The organism is Mycolicibacterium arcueilense, assembly GCF_058536225.1.
The window spans coordinates 1-16978 of the sequence record NZ_JBZTYL010000025.1 but is presented as its reverse complement, the minus strand read 5'-3'; the positions used below and the strand labels follow the sequence as shown (position 1 = coordinate 16978).

The following is a 16978-nucleotide window of genomic DNA, read 5'->3' as shown; positions in this document are numbered from 1 at the left end:
TCAGTCCTTGTCCACATCGAAGGCCATCGGCTGGTTGCCACCGGGCGCGCCGCCGTTGAGTTTGGCGAAACGCGGCTCGTCACCGAGAGATTCGCTCAGATCGTCGATCACGTCGACATCGGGCAGCAGCGGCGCGATGTCGGGCAGATCGGAGAGGGATGTCAGGCCGAGCCGCTCCAGGAACAACTCGGTGGTGGCGAACGCGGCCGCACCCGAATCGGGATCGGTGCCTGCCTCGGTGATCAGACCGCGCGCCACGAGAGTCCTCATCACCGCATCCACGTTCACGCCGCGCACCGCGCTCACCCGCGCCCGGGTCACCGGTTGCCGGTAGGCCACCACCGCCAGGGTCTCGAGGGCGGCACGGGTCAGCTTGGACCGCGCGCCGTCGAGCAGGAGCCGCTCGACATACGGGGCGTAGCGCGCCCGGGTGTACATCCGCCAGCCACCGGCGGCCTCGCGCAGGTCGATGCCGCTGTCACGGGCGGCGAAGTCATCGGCCATCAGCCGCAGCTTGGCCATCACCCGGTAGGCGGGCTGTTCGGTCGCCGAGGCCAGCGCATCCAGTGTCACCGGCGTGTCCACCACCAGCAACAACGCCTCCAGGACAGCACCAAGTTCACCGTCTTCGAGCTCGGGAACCGTCGCCACGTCGATGCCCAGGTCATCTCCGACCGGGATCGCTTCACCCGGGGCATCATCGGACCGCTCTCCGGAATCGGAGATCTCGTCAGTCATTGTTCTCGCTATTCTTCCGCATCAGCGGTTGCCAGATGTTCGCTGGTCGGCCGATCTCCGGTCCACGAAACCTGGAGCACTCCAAGCGGTTCTGGTTGCTCGAATGCTACCGCCTTGGCTCGGAACAGTTCGAGCAGCGCCAGGAAGCGGCCGACGATCTGCAGTCCGTCGGTGCACTCTGCCACGAGTTCGGAGAAAGTTGCCCATTCGCCGATCCCGCGCTGCTCAAGCAGGGCGATGATCCGGTGCGCCTGTTCGGGCACCGACACCTTGGGCGCGTGGATGTGGTCGATGCCCACCGTGGGCACCGGGCGCGGGGTGAAGGCGGCGGCCGCGATCTCGGCGAATTTGCCGGCGTCGACGCCGAGCATCACCTCGGGCAGCAGCTCCGAGAAGCGATCCTCCAGCGACACCACGCGCGGGTAGCTGCGCAGCGCCGCGGCCTCCAGTTCGGCGAACATCAACGCGACGTGCTTGAACGCCCGGTACTGGAGCAGTCGCGCGAACAACAGGTCGCGGACCTCGAGCAGGGCGAGATCCTCCTCGTCGTGCACCTCGCCCGACGGCAGCAACCGGGCCGCCTTCAAGTCCAGCAGCGTCGCCGCGATCACCAGGAACGTCGTGGTCTCGTCGAGTTCGAGCCGGGCGCCGATCTCTTTGGTGTAGGCGATGAAATCGTCGGTGACCTGGTGCAATGCCACCTCGGTGACATCGAGGCGGTGCGCGAAGATCAGCTGCAACAGAAGGTCGAACGGTCCCTCGAAGTTGGTGAGCCGAACCTGGAATCGGTTCTGCTGATCACCGGTGGTCGGCTCATCCCCGACGGCGGCCGCTGGTTCGGCAGGATCGCCGGTCGGAGTGGCCGGGGTGTTCAAGACATCGTTCACGCGCCGAACCGGTCGATGACTTCGCGGGCCAGCGAGCGGTAGGCGACGGCACCGCCCGATTTGGGCGCCCAGGTGGTGATCGGCTCGCCCGCCACGCTGGTCTCCGGGAAGCGCACGGTCCGGGTGATCACGGTGTCGAACACCAGGTCGCCGAACCGCTCCACCACGCGGGCCATGACCTCACGCGCGTTGACCGTGCGCGGGTCGTACCGGGTCACCAGGATGCCGCTGATGGACAGCTTCGGGTTGAGCCTGTCGTGCACCTTGTCCACGGTGTCGGTCAGCAGCGCCAACCCGCGCAGCGAGAAGTATTCACATTCGGTGGGAATGATCACACCGTCGGCGCAGGCCAGTCCGTTGACCGTGAGCAGCCCCAGCGACGGCTGGCAGTCGATCAGCACGTAGTCATAGCGGTCCAGCACCGGATACAGGGCCCGGGCCAGCGACTGCTCGCGGCCCACCTCGTTGACCAGCTGGATCTCGGCAGCCGAGAGGTCGATATTGCTGGGGACCAGGTCCATGCCGCTGACCCGGGTCTTGATCACCACGTCGTCGATCGACACCCGCGGCTCGACCAGCAGGTTGTGCACCGTGTGCGCAAGTTCGTAGTGCGGCACCCCGAGACCCGCCGACAATGCGCCCTGCGGGTCCAGGTCCACCAGCAACACCCGGCGGCCGTACTCGGCCAGGCTGGCACCCAGATTGATGGTCGAGGTGGTCTTGCCGACCCCGCCCTTCTGATTGCACATCGCGATCACCTTGGCCGGACCATGTGTCGAACGCGGCCGCGGTTCGGGAATGTCACGCGGTGGCCGCCCGGTCAGACCGAGCTCGGGTGAGCTGTGCTCGAAGAGGCCGTCGTGTGCGCTGTCGTCGTTCATACCCCACCACTACTGGTCAGGTTTCCCGCAGTCTCGGCGCACATATCCCGGCAAGTTTAACGTCGTCATGCAGCCAGAACGGGCAGACCCGCGGGCAAACAGGCGCATATGGTGTGCGTCATGAGTCTCAAACAGCGGCTGCCGCTGTTGCGATGGTCGTTCATCCGGATGGGAATCGGCGCCAGGCACTTCTCGAAAACCGGGCAGTGGGGCGACGGGCGCGAGGCCGCGGCCGCCGATTATGTGGTGGCCAACGCCCGCGCCGGCGACCTCGACGACGTCATCACCACCATCGACAAGTTCGCCTACGAGAAGTCGTTCCTGATCAACGTCGGCGACGAGAAGGGTGCGCTGCTCGACGCCGCGGTCGTGCGGGCCGACCCACGTCTGGCGCTCGAGCTGGGTACCTACTGCGGTTACGGGGCGATGCGGATCGCCCGGGCCGCGCCGGCCGCTCGGGTGTTCTCGGTCGAGTTCTCCCCCACCAACGCCGACATCGCCCGACGCATCTGGGCCCACGCCGGGGTGGCCGACCGGATCACCTGTGTGGTCGGCACCATCGGCGATGGCGGCCGCACGCTCGATGCGCTCGCGGCGGCCGGGTTCGACGCAGGCGGACTGGATTTCGTGTTCCTCGATCACGAGAAGAACGCCTATCTGACGGACCTGCAGAGCCTGCTGGACCGTGGCTGGCTGCACCGGGGCTCGATCGTGGTGGCCGACAACGTGAAGCTGCCGGGAGCGCCGAAGTACCTGGCATACATGAGCGCGCATCAGGGCTCGCAGTGGGACACCAAGCACCACAAGACCCATGCCGAGTACCAGACGCTGCTGCCGGATCTGGTGCTGGAGTCGGCGTACCTGGGCGGCTAGCGCGCCCGCGGGTGGGCCCCTGCCCAGACCTCGCGCAGCGTATGCACCGTAACCATGGTGTAGATCTGCGTGGTGGTCACCGAGGCATGGCCCAGCAGTTCCTGGACCACGCGCACGTCGGCACCGCCGTCGAGCAGGTGGGTCGCGAACGAGTGCCGCAACGTGTGCGGTGAGACCGCCGACGCGATGCCGGCCCGCGCCGCGGCATCCTGCAGCACCTGCCAGGCACTTTGGCGGGACAGTCGGCCACCGCGGGCGTTCAGGAAGATTCCGGGGGTGCCCCGGCCCCGGCGGGCCAGGTCCGGACGCCCCCGCACCAGGTACGCGTCGAGCGCGGCGACAGCCGGGCGCCCGATGGGCACGAGCCGCTGCTTACCGCCCTTGCCGCGCAGCAGCACCGAACGCGCGTGCGTGTCGATGTCGTCGATGTCGAGTCCGACGGCCTCGGAGATGCGGGCGCCGGTGGAGTACAGCAGTTCCAGCAGCGCCCGGTTTCGCAGCGTCAGCGGACCGTCCGCCTCGCTCTCCCCACCGGCGGCCTCGAGCAGCGCGAGCACCTCGTCGAGGCTGAGGCTCTTGGGCAGCCGACGACTCGGCGTGGGCGGTTTGACCCCGCGGGCGACGTCGAGTGCGGTGATGCCCTCGGCCGTGGCGAACCGGTGAAGTCCGCGGACCGCGACCACTGCCCGCGCGGCCGAAACCGCCGACAGCGCGGTCACTCCCGATTCCGGGTCCCCCCGACGCAGCGCGATCAGGAAGTCGCTGACATCGGCCTCGGCCACCTCCGCTAGATCCGCGATTCCCCGCTGGGTCAGGTGTTCGGCATAGCGACGCAGGTCGCGCCGGTAGGAGCTCAACGTGTTGGCCGCCACGCCCCGCTCGATCGTCAGGTGATCGAGGTAGCCCTGCAGCTGGTCGTCGAGGGCCGATCGGAGGGGTGACGGTGTGGTCATAACAGACCTTTGCGCCGCCTGAACGCTGTCGGCCGGTCGGTCCACACCGCGTCGACCGGCCGTAACGCCTCCGCATCGGGCATCGCGTGTGCGGCCAGGATGCCTGCCACCGCAATGCCGTTCACGATGTCGCCGGAGAACACCCTCCGCACGGCGTCTGCCAGCGGCACCCGCTCGACCACCATGTCGGCTTCCTCGTGCTCGGCCTCGGGACGCCCGACGTCGGTCAACCCGGTGGCCAGGTAGATCCGCACACTCTCGTCGGAGAACCCCGGCGTCGAATCGAGATCCACCAGCACCCGCCAGTGCGCGGCGGCCAGCCCGACCTCTTCTTCGAGTTCGCGCGCGGCAGTCACCTCGGGAGGCTCCCCGCCGAGGTCGAGGAGGCCGGCGGGCAGTTCCCAGAGCCGACGTCCCAGCGGGTGACGGTACTGGTACACCAGTACCACATTGCCGTCCTCGTCCAGGGCCACGACCGCGACCGCACCGTAGTGCTCGACGACCTCACGCCGGGCCGACCCGCCGCCGGGCATGCTGACCTCGTCCGCGCGCAGCGCGAAAATGTTTCCGACGTAGACGGTTTCGCTGGCCAGCGTCTCGAAGTCGTGTTCAGCCAAGAGAGGCGGCTTCGTCCACCGGACTCGCGCCGTCCTCGACGTCCTCGGACTCCTCGGCGAAATGCTCGGGAAGGTCCATGCCGGGCAACCGCTCTGCAGCCTTGTAATCCAGCGCCGCGCCGATGAATGCCGCGAACAGCGGGTGCGGGCGCGTCGGCCGGCTCTTGAGCTCAGGGTGGGCCTGCGTCCCGACCAGGAACGGGTGGATGTTCGAGTCGTACTCGACGAACTCCACCAGGTGCCCGTCGGGCGAGGTGCCGCTGAACCGCAGCCCGCTCTCGGCGATCCGGTCGCGGTAAGCGTTGTTGACCTCGTAGCGATGCCGGTGCCGTTCGGACACCTCGGTGGCCTGATAGGCCTGCGCCACAATCGATCCCGATTCCAATACGGCGGGATAGGCACCGAGCCGCATGGTGCCGCCCAGGTCGGCCTCGCCTGCGACGGCGTCCTCCTGATCGGCCATCGTGGAGATCACCGGGTCCACTGTCTTCGGATCGAACTCGGCCGAGTTGGCTCCGGTGATCCCAACGGAGCGGGCCGCTTCGATCACGATGCACTGCAGCCCCAGACACAGTCCGAGCACCGGCAGGCCGCGCTTGCGGGCGAACCCGATGGCCCCCAGCTTGCCCTCGATACCCCGGATGCCGAACCCGCCGGGAATGAGGACTCCGTCGACATCGGACAGGGCCGCCGAGGCACCGGCGTCGGTCTCGCAGTCATCGGAGGCGACCCAGCGGATCTCCACCTTGGCGCGGTGTTTGAAGCCGCCGGCGCGCAGCGCCTCGGCCACCGACAGGTAGGCGTCGGACAGGTCGATGTACTTGCCCACCAAGGCGATCCGAACCGTCTCCTGTGGCTCGTGAACCCGGCGCAGCAGGTCGTCCCACTCCGACCAATCCACATCGCGGAACGGCAGGTTGAGCCGGCGCACCACATACGCGTCGAGCTCCTCGCGGTGCAGCACCTTGGGGATGTCGTAGATGGACGGTGCATCAGGGGTGGAGATGACGCCGTCGATGTCGACGTCGCACATGAGCGCGATCTTGTTCTTGAGCGGTTCGGGGACGTCACGGTCGCACCGCAGGATCAGGGCATCTGGGGTGATGCCGATGCTGCGCAGCGCGGCCACCGAGTGCTGCGTCGGCTTGGTCTTGAGCTCACCGGACGGGGCGAGGTAGGGCACCAGCGACACATGCAGGAAGAAGCAGTTGTCCCGGCCGACTTCATGGCGCACCTGGCGGGCGGCCTCCAGGAACGGCAAGGACTCGATATCGCCCACCGTGCCGCCGATTTCGGTGATCACCACGTCGGGGCGCTGCCCGGACGAATCGGGCTCGGCCATGGCCAGGATCCGGCTCTTGATCTCGTCGGTGATGTGGGGAATCACCTGAACGGTGTCGCCCAGGTACTCGCCGCGGCGTTCCTTGGCGATCACCGTGGAGTACACCTGACCGGTGGTCACGTTTGCCGACTGGGACAGGTTGCGGTCCAGGAACCGCTCGTAGTGGCCGACGTCGAGGTCGGTCTCGGCGCCGTCCTCGGTGACGAACACCTCACCGTGTTGGAACGGGTTCATGGTGCCCGGATCGACGTTCAGATAGGGGTCGAGCTTCTGCATGGTGACCTGCAACCCTCGCGCGGTCAGCAGCTGACCGAGGCTCGATGCGGTCAACCCCTTACCGAGCGATGACGCCACACCACCGGTGACGAAGAGGTGTTTGGTGGCGGTGTGCGGGTGCTTGCGTAAGGCGGGCAAAAGCATCCTCCGTGACGACTGGCAGGGAATCGAGAAACTGCTGTGGCCTGCCGACCCACGGAATCTCACCTTAACACCGACGCCGACAAGGCGTCGCTGACGCGCCGCATGCGCCGGGGCAAATCGGTGGCCGGAGCGCGCCTATTGCGGGACGGTCACCGACGTCGCGCCCTGCCCGGTGCCGTACCGGCCCGGCTTCCCGCCGCCCGCGAGGTCGCTCAACGCGAGGACGGCCGTGATCTGACCGGCGCTGGAATCGGCGTCGTCCACGGTGCTGACGGTGGCAGTCAGGCCGGCATCGGACCTGGTCACAGCCACGGGACCGGTTCCAGATGCCGATCCTGAACGGCCGACGAGCACAGTTCCGGTGCCGTGTGGGGCCAACCCGGCAGCGAAACGTGCCATGGTTGCGCCGCGGTTGCCGCCGTCTGCACCCAACCCGCCTCCGGTCACGATCAGCGCGGTGTTGGCCGCGCCGATGTGTGGATCGTCATAGGTCAGGAACCCGGTGTCGCGCAGTGCGGTGAGCACGGTCTGACGCTGCATGTCATCGACGGGCGCCGCCGCCGGGTTCCGGTCGATCAGCAGTGTGATCCCCAAGAGGTCACCGGCCTGGGACCCCTGGTCCACCGCCGCGGTGCTCAACTGCTTGCCGGCCGGCACGATCGGCGAATTGACCACCGACAACAGTTTGTCGGCCGAATTCGCTTCGACGAACTCGCTCGTGAGTGAGATTTTCCCGGTGACCGTGCCGCCGGCGTCGCGGACGAACCGCGACACCGCGTCGACATCACCGTCGGCGGCGTCCGGCGTGCGGAACACCACCACCGACTTGTCCTTCAATGCGTCGCGCACCATCCGGGGCGCCATCTGAGCATCGAATTCTCCTGCGGCATTGAGCTTTTCGTTCAGTGCATTCTTGCCGTCATTGAGAGCCTCGATCTGGTGCTGCAGGTCCTTCTTGTCGTCCCGAAGGCCCGACAGCACCGTGTTGGACAGCAGCCCCGAACCCAGGGCCACCCCGATTGCCAGCGCCAGGAAAACTGCCGCCAGCGAAATGGCGTGCGCGCGTAGCGTGATCACAACTCACCGCCCTGCTAGCTGACCAGGCCCTGCACCCACAGGGTGAAGCGGTTCCAGTAGTCGACGACCCAGTCGAGCACGGCCCCGTCGGCGCGCGACACCCACAGCGCGACCACCACGGCCACCAGCATCGCCAGCACCAGAAGCGCGATCGCCCCGCCGGACACCCGGCTGCGGTACAGGGTCGCGACCGCCTTGGCGTCGACGAGCTTCTCCCCGACCTTCAGCCGGGTCAGGAACGTCGACGGGTTGCTGCGCTGGCGCGAGCGGTCGAAGAACTCCTCGATCGAGGCGGTGTGACCGGCGGTGACGATGAGCGACGCACCATGGTGGTCGCACAGCAGCAGCGCGAGGTCCGCCGCCGATCCGGCGGCGGGGAAGGTCATCGCACCGACCCCGAGGTCCTGAATGCGTTCCAGCCCGGCGGCGTGGCCGTCGGCGTCGGCGGGCAGCACCACCTGAGCGCCGCACCGCAGCACCTCGACGCTCATCTTGTCCGGGTCGCCGACGATCAGCGCCGGGCGGTAGCCGGCCTTGCGCAGCACGTCCGCGCCGGCCCCGACACCGACCAGCACCGGTTGGTACTCCTTGATGAAGGGCTTGAGCGCCTTGAGGTCCTCGGCCGCGTCGGGTTCCTCGGCGACGATCACGACGTGGCGGCGGTGCAGGTCCACGTCGACGTTCGGGATCCCGATGCCGTCGATGAGCAGCGGGCTCTCGCTGCGGATGAACTCGATGGTGTTGCCCGCGAAGGCTTCCAGGTGCGCCACGAGACCACTCTTGGCGTCGTGCATCAGCTCGTGGATCTCTTGGTCGTTGCGCTCGGTGCCCACGGCGATCCGCCGGTCACCCGAGTAGACGCCGCCGTTGTTCAGGCGGATCCGCGCTCCGTCCTTGATCTTCTTGAAGACGTCCGACCCTGCCTCGTCGATCAGCACCACACCGTTGGCGACGAGCACCTCCGGACCAAGGTTCGGGTAACGCCCCGAGATGGACGGCGAGGCGTTGACGACACCGGCGATCTGGGCCTCGACAAGCGCATCGGCGGTGATCCGGTCCAGATCCTGAGCGTCGAGGACGACGATGTCGCCAGGGCCGACGCGGCGCAGCAGCCGATCGATGTCGCGGTCCACACGGGCAGTGCCGGTCACTCCCGGACGCGTACTGGCATTGCGAGTGAGCAGCGTGGACATCTTCATGCGCCGATTCTGTCGGGCTTCGCCGGTCGGGCGGCGGAGGCGCGCCGTAACACCAGCCCCACAAGTTGGCTTTTGTCACATCAGTAACAGCACTGCGGTCTCAATCCCGCTTCGCTGCATAGTGCCGTGCGGCCTTCGCGCGGTTCCCACACGTGGCCATCGAGTGCCACCGTCGTGCGCCGTTCTTGGAACTGTCGTGGAACCAGAGAATGCAGTGCGGGTGGGCGCACTGCTTGATCCGGTCGGGTGCCTCGCCCAGCAACCGCAGCAGGTCCCCCGCGGCCAGCCAGCCGGCCAGCCACTCCGGTTGCGACACCTCGACAGCCTCGGCAGGGCCCGATGCCGTGAGCATGCGCCGGATCCGGCCTCGTTCCAGCACGTCATTGATCTCGTCGACGGAACCCGCCTGCACTGCCCGCAGGATCGCCTCCCGAGCCGCGATCAAGGCGACCCGCGACTTCTCGTCAGCCTCGCAGCGGTCGTCCAGCCCATTGGCCAGCAACCAAATGTGGAGCCCGTCGACGTCGGCGAGAAGGTCCTGCGGCCCATCCGCTGACATCCATCGGGTGTTCAGCAGATCCAGCGCAAGGGGTTCGCCGACATGCGGGCGCGGATCACGCATACCTGAGGGTAACCACGCGCCCACGACGGCAGGAGCCACCCGCCGAACTAACCATCGAAATATAAATAGATGGTTGACGGCGGAGCTTCTTCAGCTCTAACCTACGTAAGTCGTTTCACCAGTTACCCAGGAGGACTGCATGCCCGTAACCACCCCGCCACAGCTCGCCGCCGGACACGTCGGCATCAACGTCACCGACCTGGACCGCTCCGTCGCCTTCTACCGAAACGCATTGGGTTTCGAACCGCTCGCCGTCAACAGCGAGGGCGAGCACCGGTACGCCTTCCTCGGCACGGACGGGACGCTCCGGCTGACCCTGTGGCAGCAGAGCAACGGCCGGTTCTCCACGGAAACACCAGGCCTGCATCATCTTTCGTTCGAGGCAGCCAGCATCGACGAGGTGCGGACCGTCGAGGCGGCGCTGAAGGCGCTGGGCACCGAGTTCGCGCACGACGGTGTCGTCGCGCACGGCGAGGGAACGTCTTCCGGCGGCATCTTCTTCACCGACCCGGACGGAACCCGGCTCGAGGTGTACGCGCCCAACGGGGCGCAGAGCGCTCCCGCACCCGGCGGGGCGGCCCCCACCTGCGGATTCTTCTGAGCCGGGCCGGTGAACATGTATCACTCGGGTGAGTTGGCGGTGCAGCGGCGGATGGGGCAGGAGGCGATCGCCACCCGCGTCGGCCGCATGATCCGTACCGAAGTTCCCGCGGCCGCCGCCGCGTTCCTCGCCGAACAGCCGATGATCGTGATCGCCGGTGCCGATGACGATGGCCGGGTGTGGACCAGCTTGTTCGCTGGTCCGCCCGGCTTCGTCCATGCCGACGATCCGCGCACGGTCCTGGTCGACGCACTACCCGCGCCGGGCGATCCGGTCCGTGATGTGCTGCGCGGCAGACGGCAGATCGGGATGATCGCCATCGAACCGCAGACCCGGCGGCGGATGCGCGTCAACGGCTCCGCCGAGCCCGCTGGGACGGGACTGCGGATCCACCCCGATCAGGTGTATTCGAACTGCCCGAAGTACATTTCGCGCCGGGACGTCGCCGAGGTGCGGTCCTCGACGAAACTGCCCGACGTCCACCGTGGGCATGCACTGACCGCTCAACAGCAAGCGGTCATCACCCAGGCCGACGCCTTCTTCATCGGGTCGGCGGACGCCGCGGGCAATACCGACGCATCACACCGGGGCGGCAATCCCGGATTCCTGCAGGTGCTCTCGCCCCGCCGGCTACGGTGGCCGGACTACCGCGGGAACTCGATGTTCATGACGCTGGGCAACATCGACGCGAACCCGAGGTGCGGGATATTGGTGATCGACTGGTTCTCCGGATCGACGCTCCAGCTCACCGGAACCGCCGAAATCAACTGGGTTGAAGCCGATCCCGATGCCGGTGCACAGTGCGCGGTGGACTTCACGATCGACGAGGTGGTGGAACTCACCCACGTCAGTCCTCTGCGATGGAGCTCGGCCGAGCTGTCGCCGGCCAACCCGGGCGCGATCGTCGATCAGGACTAGGGTGCGCCGCGCTCCTGCTGCGCAGCCTCGAGCAGTTCCCTGGCATGAGCCCGCCCGCTGTCGGACTCCCCCAGTCCGGCCAGCATCCGGGCCAATTCGGCGACCCGGTCCTCGTCGTCGATGCGGCGCACGCCGCTGGACTTGGCCCGACCGTTACCACTGTCGACCAGGAGGTGCGCATCGGCGAACGCCGCGACCTGAGGCAGGTGGGTCACCACGATGACCTGGTGGGTACGCGCCAGCCGGGCCAGCCGGCGGCCGATCTGCACTGCGGCCCGGCCACCGACCCCGGCGTCGACCTCGTCGAACACCATCGTGGTGCCCGCGGTCGACGCCGAAAGGACCACCTCGAGGGCCAGCATCACGCGGGACAGCTCACCGCCGGAGGCACTCTTGGCCAGCGGCAGCACATCCGCGCCGCGGTGTGCGGTGAACCCGAACTCGACCGCGTCTACGCCGTCGTGGCCGGCATGCAGCATCTCGCCGTCGGGCATGGTCACCGGCGCAGAGTCGTCGGCCCGGGCCGGCATCGGAGCCACACCGATGGTGAATACTGCGTTGGCCATGGCCAGTCCGGCCAGTTCCGCGGTCACCGCCTTGGCCAGCCCCTTGGCCGCCTTGGACCGGGCTTTGGTGAGTTCGCCTGCCGCCGCGACCAGTTGCCCCTCGAGCTCGGCAACCTTGCTGTCCAGCGCAGCCAGGCTCTCCTCGGACACGTCGAGCTGCGCCAACCGCTCAGCGGCGTCGCGTGACCACTCCAGGACCCCGTCGACATCGGCGGCGTACTTGCGGGTGAGTGTGCGCAGCTCTGCCTGCCGCGCCAGCTTGGTCTCCAAAGTGCTGGCATCACTCGGCAATTCGGACAGGTAGTCACCGAGCTCGCCGGAGACGTCGCCGATCACCGCCATCGCCTCGGCCAAGCGGACGGCCAGTGCCTGCAACGCCGAGTCATCGGTGGACTCCAGCGCCGCCTGCGCGCGGCCCACCCCGTCGGCGGCCGAGGTCGACTCCGTCGTGGGCTCATCGAGCTCGCCCGCCAACGCGAAGCGGGCGGAGTGCGCGGCTTCCCGCAGCGCATCGAGTTCCGACAGCCGCCGGATGTCGGCGATGATCGCCTCATCCTCGCCGGGTTGCGGTGCGACCGCGTCGATCTCGTGGATGCCGAAGCTGAGCCGGTCGGCTTCCTGGGCCAGTTCCCGGGCCCGCCGCCGACGGTCGGTGAGGTCACGACGCGCCGCCAGCCACTCGTCGCGGATACGTCGATAGCGGGTCAGAGGCTTGTCCACCTCCGCGAACCGGTCGAGTGCCGCCCGTTGCTCATCGGGCCGCATCAATCGCAACTGGTCGTTCTGGCCGTGCAACGTCAACACCTGGGCGGTGAAGCTGCTCAAGGATTTCGCCGGCACACTGCGCCCACCCAGATACGCCCGAGACGGCCCGGCCCGGCTGACCGAGCGGGCCGCGATCACGCTGCCATCGTCGTCACGCTCGGCGCCCGAGGAGTCCAGGATCTCCTCGACCCGGCCGGAGACGTCCTCGCCGAGTTCCATTGTGCTGAAACGGCCTTCCACCACCGCGCGGTCAGATCCCGAACGCACCCTGGTCGCGTCAGCCCGTGCCCCGCCGAGCAGATGCAGGCTCGTCACCACCATCGTCTTGCCGGTACCGGTCTCCCCGGTCAGCACGGTCAACCCGCGGTCGAACTCCGCGGTGGCGGCGCTGATCGCGCCCAACGACTCGATCCGAATCTCCGACAGCACAGGTATCTACTGCCCCCGCCATCCGGTGACCGGCAGCCGGAACTTGCGCACCAGGCGATCGGTGAACGGCGCCGAATCCAGCCGCACCCATTTCAGCGGGGTGCCGCAGCGCGTCACCTCCAAGCGGCCACCGGCAGGCACGATCATTTCGCGGCGACCGTCACAGAACACCAGCGCATCGTTGCCGCTCGCCTCGATCTCGATCGCGATGCTGGCCAGCGGGCTCGTCACCATCGGACGGGCGAACAGTGCGTGAGCATTGTTGGGTACCACCAGAATCGCCTCCAGGTCCGGCCACAGCACCGGGCCGCCTGCCGAGAACGCGTAGGCGGTGGATCCCGTCGGGGTTGCCACCAGCACTCCGTCGCAGCCGAAGGACGAGACCGGGCGACCGTCCACCTCCAACACCACACCGAGCACCCCGAGTCGCGGCCCCTTCTCCAGGCTGGCCTCGTTCAGCGCCCACCCGCGGTTCACCACATCGGTGCCCACCCGCACCGCGATGTCGAGCGTCATGCGTTCCTCGATGCGGTAATCGCGCTCGATGACGCGATCGAGCACGTGGTCGATGGCCTCCGCCTCGGCCTCGGCCAGGAACCCGATCCGGCCGAGATTGACTCCCAGCACCGGGATCTCGACATTGCGCGCGAGCTCGGCGGCCCGCAGGAACGTACCGTCGCCGCCGAGGACCAGCACCAGCTCGCAACCTTCGGCCGCGCGTTCCTCGGCGTCGACCACCTCGATGTCGACCCCGAGCGCGCGCATGTCATCGGGCGCCAGATGCAGAGGTCCGCGGTCCACGGCCTCCGCCGAGAGCACCTTCAAACCAATGCCGTTGTCGCCGAGCACCTTTTCCACCCGGCGGGCGACTTCGGTCGCCTCGTCGCGGCCGGTGTGCACCACCAGCAGGATCGTGCGTTCAGACGTCATTGCGGTCCCTCCTCGACCGCCTGCCGAACTGCATGTTCGAGCGCCTCGCCGGCCAGCGGACGCTCGGTCTGGGCACGCAGGTGCAGGAAATACTCGACATTGCCCGATGGCCCCGGGAGCGGGCTAGCCGTCACATCGACAGCATGCCACTGCAATGCGGCCGCCTTGCGGGCGACCGTGCACACGGCATCGATGCGCAACTCTGGATCGGATACGACGCCGCCGGCGCCCACCCGATCCTTGCCCACCTCGAACTGCGGTTTCACCATCGGAACGATATCGGCGTCGGCGTCCGCACAGGCCGTCAGCGCCGGAAGGACAGTGGCCAGCGAGATGAAGGACAAGTCGGCGACGACCAGCTGAACCGGCCCGCCGATCGCCTCCGGAGTCAACTCCCGCACATTCGTGCGCTCCAGCACGTGCACGCGCTCATCCGACCGCAGCGGCCAGGCCAGTTGCCCGTAGCCCACATCGGCGGCCACCACCTCGGCGGCGCCGCGGTCGAGCAGCACCTCGGTGAAGCCCCCGGTCGAGGCCCCGGCATCGAGGCAGCGCCGGCCGTCGACGGCGACGTCGAACGCGTCCAGCGCACCGATCAGCTTGTGTGCACCTCGCGAGACCCAGCTCCGTTCCGCTGTGGCGATCACAGTGATGTTGGTGTCCGGGGCAACCGCGGTAGCCGGTTTGGCCGCGGGCATACCGTCGATCCGGACGCGCCCGGCCTCGATCATCTCGGCCGCCTGCTGGCGGGACCGGGCCAGACCCCGTCGCACCAGCTCGGCATCAACGCGAGCGCGCCGCGCCACCGACGCTCACCTTCCGGTCGCCTGCGGTCCGCCCGGTTGCCCCCTGTCGACGGATTCGAGGGCCTGCACGAGCAGATCGTGGGCCTGCTCGAGCCGGGCAGCCACCACGTCGATGTCCATGGCCTCGAGTGCGGACGGATCCACCGCGGGATCCGGCACGCCGGCCAGCACCGCAGCGACCTGGGCGCGCAGTTCGTCGGGATCGGTACTCATATCGACACTCACGCTAGTCGATGACGCACTAATCGACCGGCACCGACAGCAACGACCAACGTTGCAGCGCCTGGCACGCTGTGTCGTCGCCGGCTGCCACTGTGACCGCAGCCGGGTCCAGGTCCGTACCCCACACCGCGTGTGCCGTGGCCCGCACGACCGACAGGTCATCGACCGGTTCCTGACCGGTGGAGTGCACCGTGACCGTGTCGGTGTCGACGTCGATCCGCCAGGCCGCGTCAGGACCGATGCGCAGCGCGTCGGCGGCGGTGTGCAGGCCCCGCAGGTCGGCCGCCAGGTAGCCCGGGCGCTCCGCGGGTACGGCATGGACTGCCTCACGCGCGGTACTGACGCCGGTGAGCACCATGAGACTCGGCAACCTGGCTGCGACGGCTCCGGCGATATCAGTGTCGAGCCGATCCCCCACCACCAGCGGCGCGGCGAACGTCCCCCGACTCAAGGCGTCGTTCATCAGGGTCGGTTGGGGCTTTCCGGCCACCAGCGGATCCTGACCGGTCGCCACGCGCAGTGCCGCCACCATCGAGCCGTTGCCCGGCAACAGCCCTCGTTCCGACGGCAACGTCAGGTCCACGTTGGCCGCCACCCACAACGCGCCGGCCCGAATAGCCAATGCCGCCTCGGCCAGATCCGGCCAGGCGGTAGTCGGCGAGTGTCCCTGCACCACGGCGACCGGGCCCTCGTCGAACGTCCGAACCGGCCGCAGCCCGACCTTGCCGACCTGGTCGACAAGGGCATCGGTCCCGACGACGAGAACCGTCGAGCCCGCCGGCAGCTGGGCGGCCAGAAGGTGCGCCGCACTTTGAGCACTGGTCACCACATCATCGGCGTCGGCGACGAAGCCGAGTTCACGCAGATGCTCGGCAACCTGCTCAGGCGCGCGCGACGCGTTGTTGGTGACATACAGCAGCCGTGCATCCAGCCCGGCCAAGCTCTCCAGCGCGCCCTCAGTGGGCGCATGGCCGCGAAACACCGTGCCATCGAGGTCGAGCAGCAGGCAATCATGTTGCCGTGCAAGCGTGGTCACGTCAGGACAGCTCCGTGATCCGGTCTTCCGCGTCGGTGATTCCCTCGATGTCGGCCTGCTCGGCATGGACGAACCACTGAAGCGCCTCGTCGTTGCGCCCGAGCGCCAGCAGGGTGTCGGCATATACGTAGAACAGCCGGGCCGCAGTCGGTCCCACACTGGTCGGGTCCAGCGGCGGAGAAGACAGGATCGCCAACGCCTGCTCGAACTGTCCGAGGTCTGACCGGGCGCCGGCCGTGACGATGCGCAATTCGTCGGCGTCCTCTCCGGTGAGCGCGGTGGCCTCGTCACTGCGAGCGAGCTCCAGTGCCCGCTCGGGTCGTCCGACACCGCGCTCGCAATCCGCGATCATCGCGAGCAGGGCCGACTTGCTGCCCATTCGCCGGGCCGCACGCAACTCGGCGAGCGCCTGGGCCCAGTCTCCGCTGTGATACGCCGCAATACCGACCGCCTCACGCACCACCGCGATCCGGCCGGCCCGGTTGCGGGCGGCACGCGCGTGGGCCAGTGCCGTCTCGGGATCCTCGTCCAGCAGCTTGCCGGCCATCACGAGGTGGCGGGCGACGAAGTCCGCGGTCGTCTTGTCCAGGGTCACCAGTTCCCGACGGACATCGGGCGCCAGTTCTTTGGCCTCGACGTCGGCCGGCAATCGCGGGCCCTCGGTCCTGGGTTCACCATCAGCTGTCGGCTGCGCCGCCCGGGCCCGACCCGGTCCGGAAGTCCGGGGCGCGCCGGAGCGCTGATCCCGCCCCCGCTGGTCGTAGTGCCGCCGAGGACCCGAATTGTTGCTGGATGTGCGGTCGTTGGATGCACGCCGCGGGCGCCGCTCTGCGTCGCCTTGTCTGTCTCCGACCACGTGTGCCTTTCTACCCGCCCTTCCCGCAAAGGATACTGGCAGCAGCCACGGCCGACATAATTATGTGAGCGCCGACGCAGCGAGTAATCGCTCGAATATCGACTGAATTCGATATCGAGAATTGGTGAATAAAAGCGAATCGCCCCCCACGTAAAACGTGGGGGGCGATTCTTAATTTGTGTTCGGCGGTGTCCTACTTTTCCACCCGGGAGGGTAGTATCATCGGCGCTGGCAGGCTTA

Annotated in this window: 18 protein-coding genes; 3 read left to right on the top strand and 15 right to left on the bottom strand. The window is 67.9% G+C overall.

Annotated elements, in window-relative coordinates:
* Genes scpB through AC4LGL_RS23115 form a run of 3 tightly spaced genes read right to left on the bottom strand, consistent with a single transcriptional unit; the run spans nucleotide 1 to nucleotide 2506 of the window.
* Nucleotides 1–738, bottom strand: a complete 738-nt coding sequence (gene scpB / locus AC4LGL_RS23125) for an SMC-Scp complex subunit ScpB (RefSeq protein WP_491840810.1) — start codon at nucleotides 736–738, stop codon at nucleotides 1–3.
* Nucleotides 739–746: 8 nt separating this feature from the next.
* Nucleotides 747–1625 carry a segregation/condensation protein A gene (locus AC4LGL_RS23120; protein WP_491840809.1) on the bottom strand — a complete coding sequence of 293 codons (879 nt, stop codon included), beginning with the start codon at nucleotides 1623–1625 and terminating at the stop codon, nucleotides 747–749.
* Nucleotides 1622–2506: an AAA family ATPase gene (locus AC4LGL_RS23115; protein WP_448446997.1), complete on the bottom strand. Its 885-nt coding sequence runs from the start codon at nucleotides 2504–2506 to the stop codon at nucleotides 1622–1624. The genes AC4LGL_RS23120 and AC4LGL_RS23115 overlap by 4 nt, the downstream gene beginning before the upstream one ends.
* Before the next feature lie 120 nt (nucleotides 2507–2626).
* On the opposite strand from AC4LGL_RS23115, the gene AC4LGL_RS23110 reads away from it, so the two are divergent.
* The gene (locus AC4LGL_RS23110; protein ID WP_491840808.1) at nucleotides 2627–3379 is read left to right on the top strand and encodes an O-methyltransferase; all 753 of its coding nucleotides are present in this window, start codon (nucleotides 2627–2629) and stop codon (nucleotides 3377–3379) included.
* Here the strand turns inward: AC4LGL_RS23110 and xerD are convergent.
* The 6 genes from xerD to AC4LGL_RS23080 all read right to left on the bottom strand — a co-directional run bounded on the left by xerD (nucleotide 3376) and on the right by AC4LGL_RS23080 (nucleotide 9609).
* Entirely contained in the window at nucleotides 3376–4332 is a 957-nt protein-coding gene (gene xerD, locus AC4LGL_RS23105) for a site-specific tyrosine recombinase XerD (protein ID WP_491840807.1), read from the bottom strand. The genes AC4LGL_RS23110 and xerD overlap by 4 nt on opposite strands.
* On the bottom strand, nucleotides 4329–4949 hold the full coding sequence (locus AC4LGL_RS23100; RefSeq protein ID WP_491840806.1) for an NUDIX domain-containing protein: 621 nt from the start codon (nucleotides 4947–4949) through the stop codon (nucleotides 4329–4331). The genes xerD and AC4LGL_RS23100 overlap by 4 nt, the downstream gene beginning before the upstream one ends.
* Nucleotides 4942–6705, bottom strand: coding sequence for a CTP synthase (gene pyrG / locus AC4LGL_RS23095; protein ID WP_491840805.1), 1764 nt, complete (start codon nucleotides 6703–6705; stop codon nucleotides 4942–4944). Before pyrG ends, AC4LGL_RS23100 begins: the two co-directional genes overlap by 8 nt.
* Before the next feature lie 141 nt (nucleotides 6706–6846).
* Nucleotides 6847–7788 (bottom strand): copper transporter, encoded by a 942-nt coding sequence (locus AC4LGL_RS23090; protein ID WP_491840804.1) that lies wholly within the window; start codon nucleotides 7786–7788, stop codon nucleotides 6847–6849.
* A 14-nt stretch (nucleotides 7789–7802) separates the two neighbouring features.
* The gene (gene steA / locus AC4LGL_RS23085; protein ID WP_491840803.1) at nucleotides 7803–8987 is read right to left on the bottom strand and encodes a putative cytokinetic ring protein SteA; all 1185 of its coding nucleotides are present in this window, start codon (nucleotides 8985–8987) and stop codon (nucleotides 7803–7805) included.
* A gap of 100 nt (nucleotides 8988–9087) precedes the next feature.
* Nucleotides 9088–9609: a CGNR zinc finger domain-containing protein gene (locus AC4LGL_RS23080; protein ID WP_491840802.1), complete on the bottom strand. Its 522-nt coding sequence runs from the start codon at nucleotides 9607–9609 to the stop codon at nucleotides 9088–9090.
* A gap of 139 nt (nucleotides 9610–9748) precedes the next feature.
* Between AC4LGL_RS23080 and AC4LGL_RS23075 the strand changes: the two genes are divergently transcribed.
* Nucleotides 9749–10210, top strand: a complete 462-nt coding sequence (locus AC4LGL_RS23075) for a VOC family protein (RefSeq protein WP_491840801.1) — start codon at nucleotides 9749–9751, stop codon at nucleotides 10208–10210.
* A gap of 15 nt (nucleotides 10211–10225) precedes the next feature.
* Nucleotides 10226–11128, top strand: coding sequence for a pyridoxamine 5'-phosphate oxidase family protein (locus tag AC4LGL_RS23070; RefSeq protein ID WP_491840976.1), 903 nt, complete (start codon nucleotides 10226–10228; stop codon nucleotides 11126–11128).
* Here the strand turns inward: AC4LGL_RS23070 and recN are convergent.
* Genes recN through AC4LGL_RS23040 form a run of 6 tightly spaced genes read right to left on the bottom strand, consistent with a single transcriptional unit; the run spans nucleotide 11125 to nucleotide 16738 of the window.
* Nucleotides 11125–12888 carry a DNA repair protein RecN gene (gene recN, locus AC4LGL_RS23065; protein ID WP_491840800.1) on the bottom strand — a complete coding sequence of 588 codons (1764 nt, stop codon included), beginning with the start codon at nucleotides 12886–12888 and terminating at the stop codon, nucleotides 11125–11127. The genes AC4LGL_RS23070 and recN overlap by 4 nt on opposite strands.
* Before the next feature lie 6 nt (nucleotides 12889–12894).
* On the bottom strand, nucleotides 12895–13818 hold the full coding sequence (locus AC4LGL_RS23060; RefSeq protein WP_055114685.1) for an NAD kinase: 924 nt from the start codon (nucleotides 13816–13818) through the stop codon (nucleotides 12895–12897).
* Nucleotides 13815–14624 carry a TlyA family RNA methyltransferase gene (locus AC4LGL_RS23055; protein WP_491840799.1) on the bottom strand — a complete coding sequence of 270 codons (810 nt, stop codon included), beginning with the start codon at nucleotides 14622–14624 and terminating at the stop codon, nucleotides 13815–13817. Before AC4LGL_RS23055 ends, AC4LGL_RS23060 begins: the two co-directional genes overlap by 4 nt.
* 6 nt (nucleotides 14625–14630) lie before the next feature.
* Nucleotides 14631–14837 carry a hypothetical protein gene (locus tag AC4LGL_RS23050; RefSeq protein ID WP_491840798.1) on the bottom strand — a complete coding sequence of 69 codons (207 nt, stop codon included), beginning with the start codon at nucleotides 14835–14837 and terminating at the stop codon, nucleotides 14631–14633.
* Between the two features lie 28 nt (nucleotides 14838–14865).
* On the bottom strand, nucleotides 14866–15882 hold the full coding sequence (locus AC4LGL_RS23045) for an HAD-IIA family hydrolase (RefSeq protein ID WP_491840797.1): 1017 nt from the start codon (nucleotides 15880–15882) through the stop codon (nucleotides 14866–14868).
* Nucleotide 15883: 1 nt separating this feature from the next.
* Nucleotides 15884–16738, bottom strand: coding sequence for a tetratricopeptide repeat protein (locus AC4LGL_RS23040; protein ID WP_491840796.1), 855 nt, complete (start codon nucleotides 16736–16738; stop codon nucleotides 15884–15886).
* Nucleotides 16739–16978: the final 240 nt, after the last annotated feature.

What these genes read in the sequence shown, in the direction of transcription:
- AC4LGL_RS23070 (WP_491840976.1), top strand. Translation starts at nt 10,226, where the DNA reads ATGTATCACTCGGGTGAGTTGGCGGTGCAGCGGCGGATGGGGCAGGAG.
- AC4LGL_RS23110 (WP_491840808.1), top strand. Translation starts at nt 2,627, where the DNA reads ATGAGTCTCAAACAGCGGCTGCCGCTGTTGCGATGGTCGTTCATCCGG.
- AC4LGL_RS23115 (WP_448446997.1), bottom strand. Translation starts at nt 2,506, where the DNA reads ATGAACGACGACAGCGCACACGACGGCCTCTTCGAGCACAGCTCACCC.
- AC4LGL_RS23050 (WP_491840798.1), bottom strand. Translation starts at nt 14,837, where the DNA reads ATGAGTACCGATCCCGACGAACTGCGCGCCCAGGTCGCTGCGGTGCTG.
- steA (WP_491840803.1), bottom strand. Translation starts at nt 8,987, where the DNA reads ATGAAGATGTCCACGCTGCTCACTCGCAATGCCAGTACGCGTCCGGGA.
- scpB (WP_491840810.1), bottom strand. Translation starts at nt 738, where the DNA reads ATGACTGACGAGATCTCCGATTCCGGAGAGCGGTCCGATGATGCCCCG.
- AC4LGL_RS23060 (WP_055114685.1), bottom strand. Translation starts at nt 13,818, where the DNA reads ATGACGTCTGAACGCACGATCCTGCTGGTGGTGCACACCGGCCGCGAC.
- xerD (WP_491840807.1), bottom strand. Translation starts at nt 4,332, where the DNA reads ATGACCACACCGTCACCCCTCCGATCGGCCCTCGACGACCAGCTGCAG.
- AC4LGL_RS23080 (WP_491840802.1), bottom strand. Translation starts at nt 9,609, where the DNA reads ATGCGTGATCCGCGCCCGCATGTCGGCGAACCCCTTGCGCTGGATCTG.
- AC4LGL_RS23075 (WP_491840801.1), top strand. Translation starts at nt 9,749, where the DNA reads ATGCCCGTAACCACCCCGCCACAGCTCGCCGCCGGACACGTCGGCATC.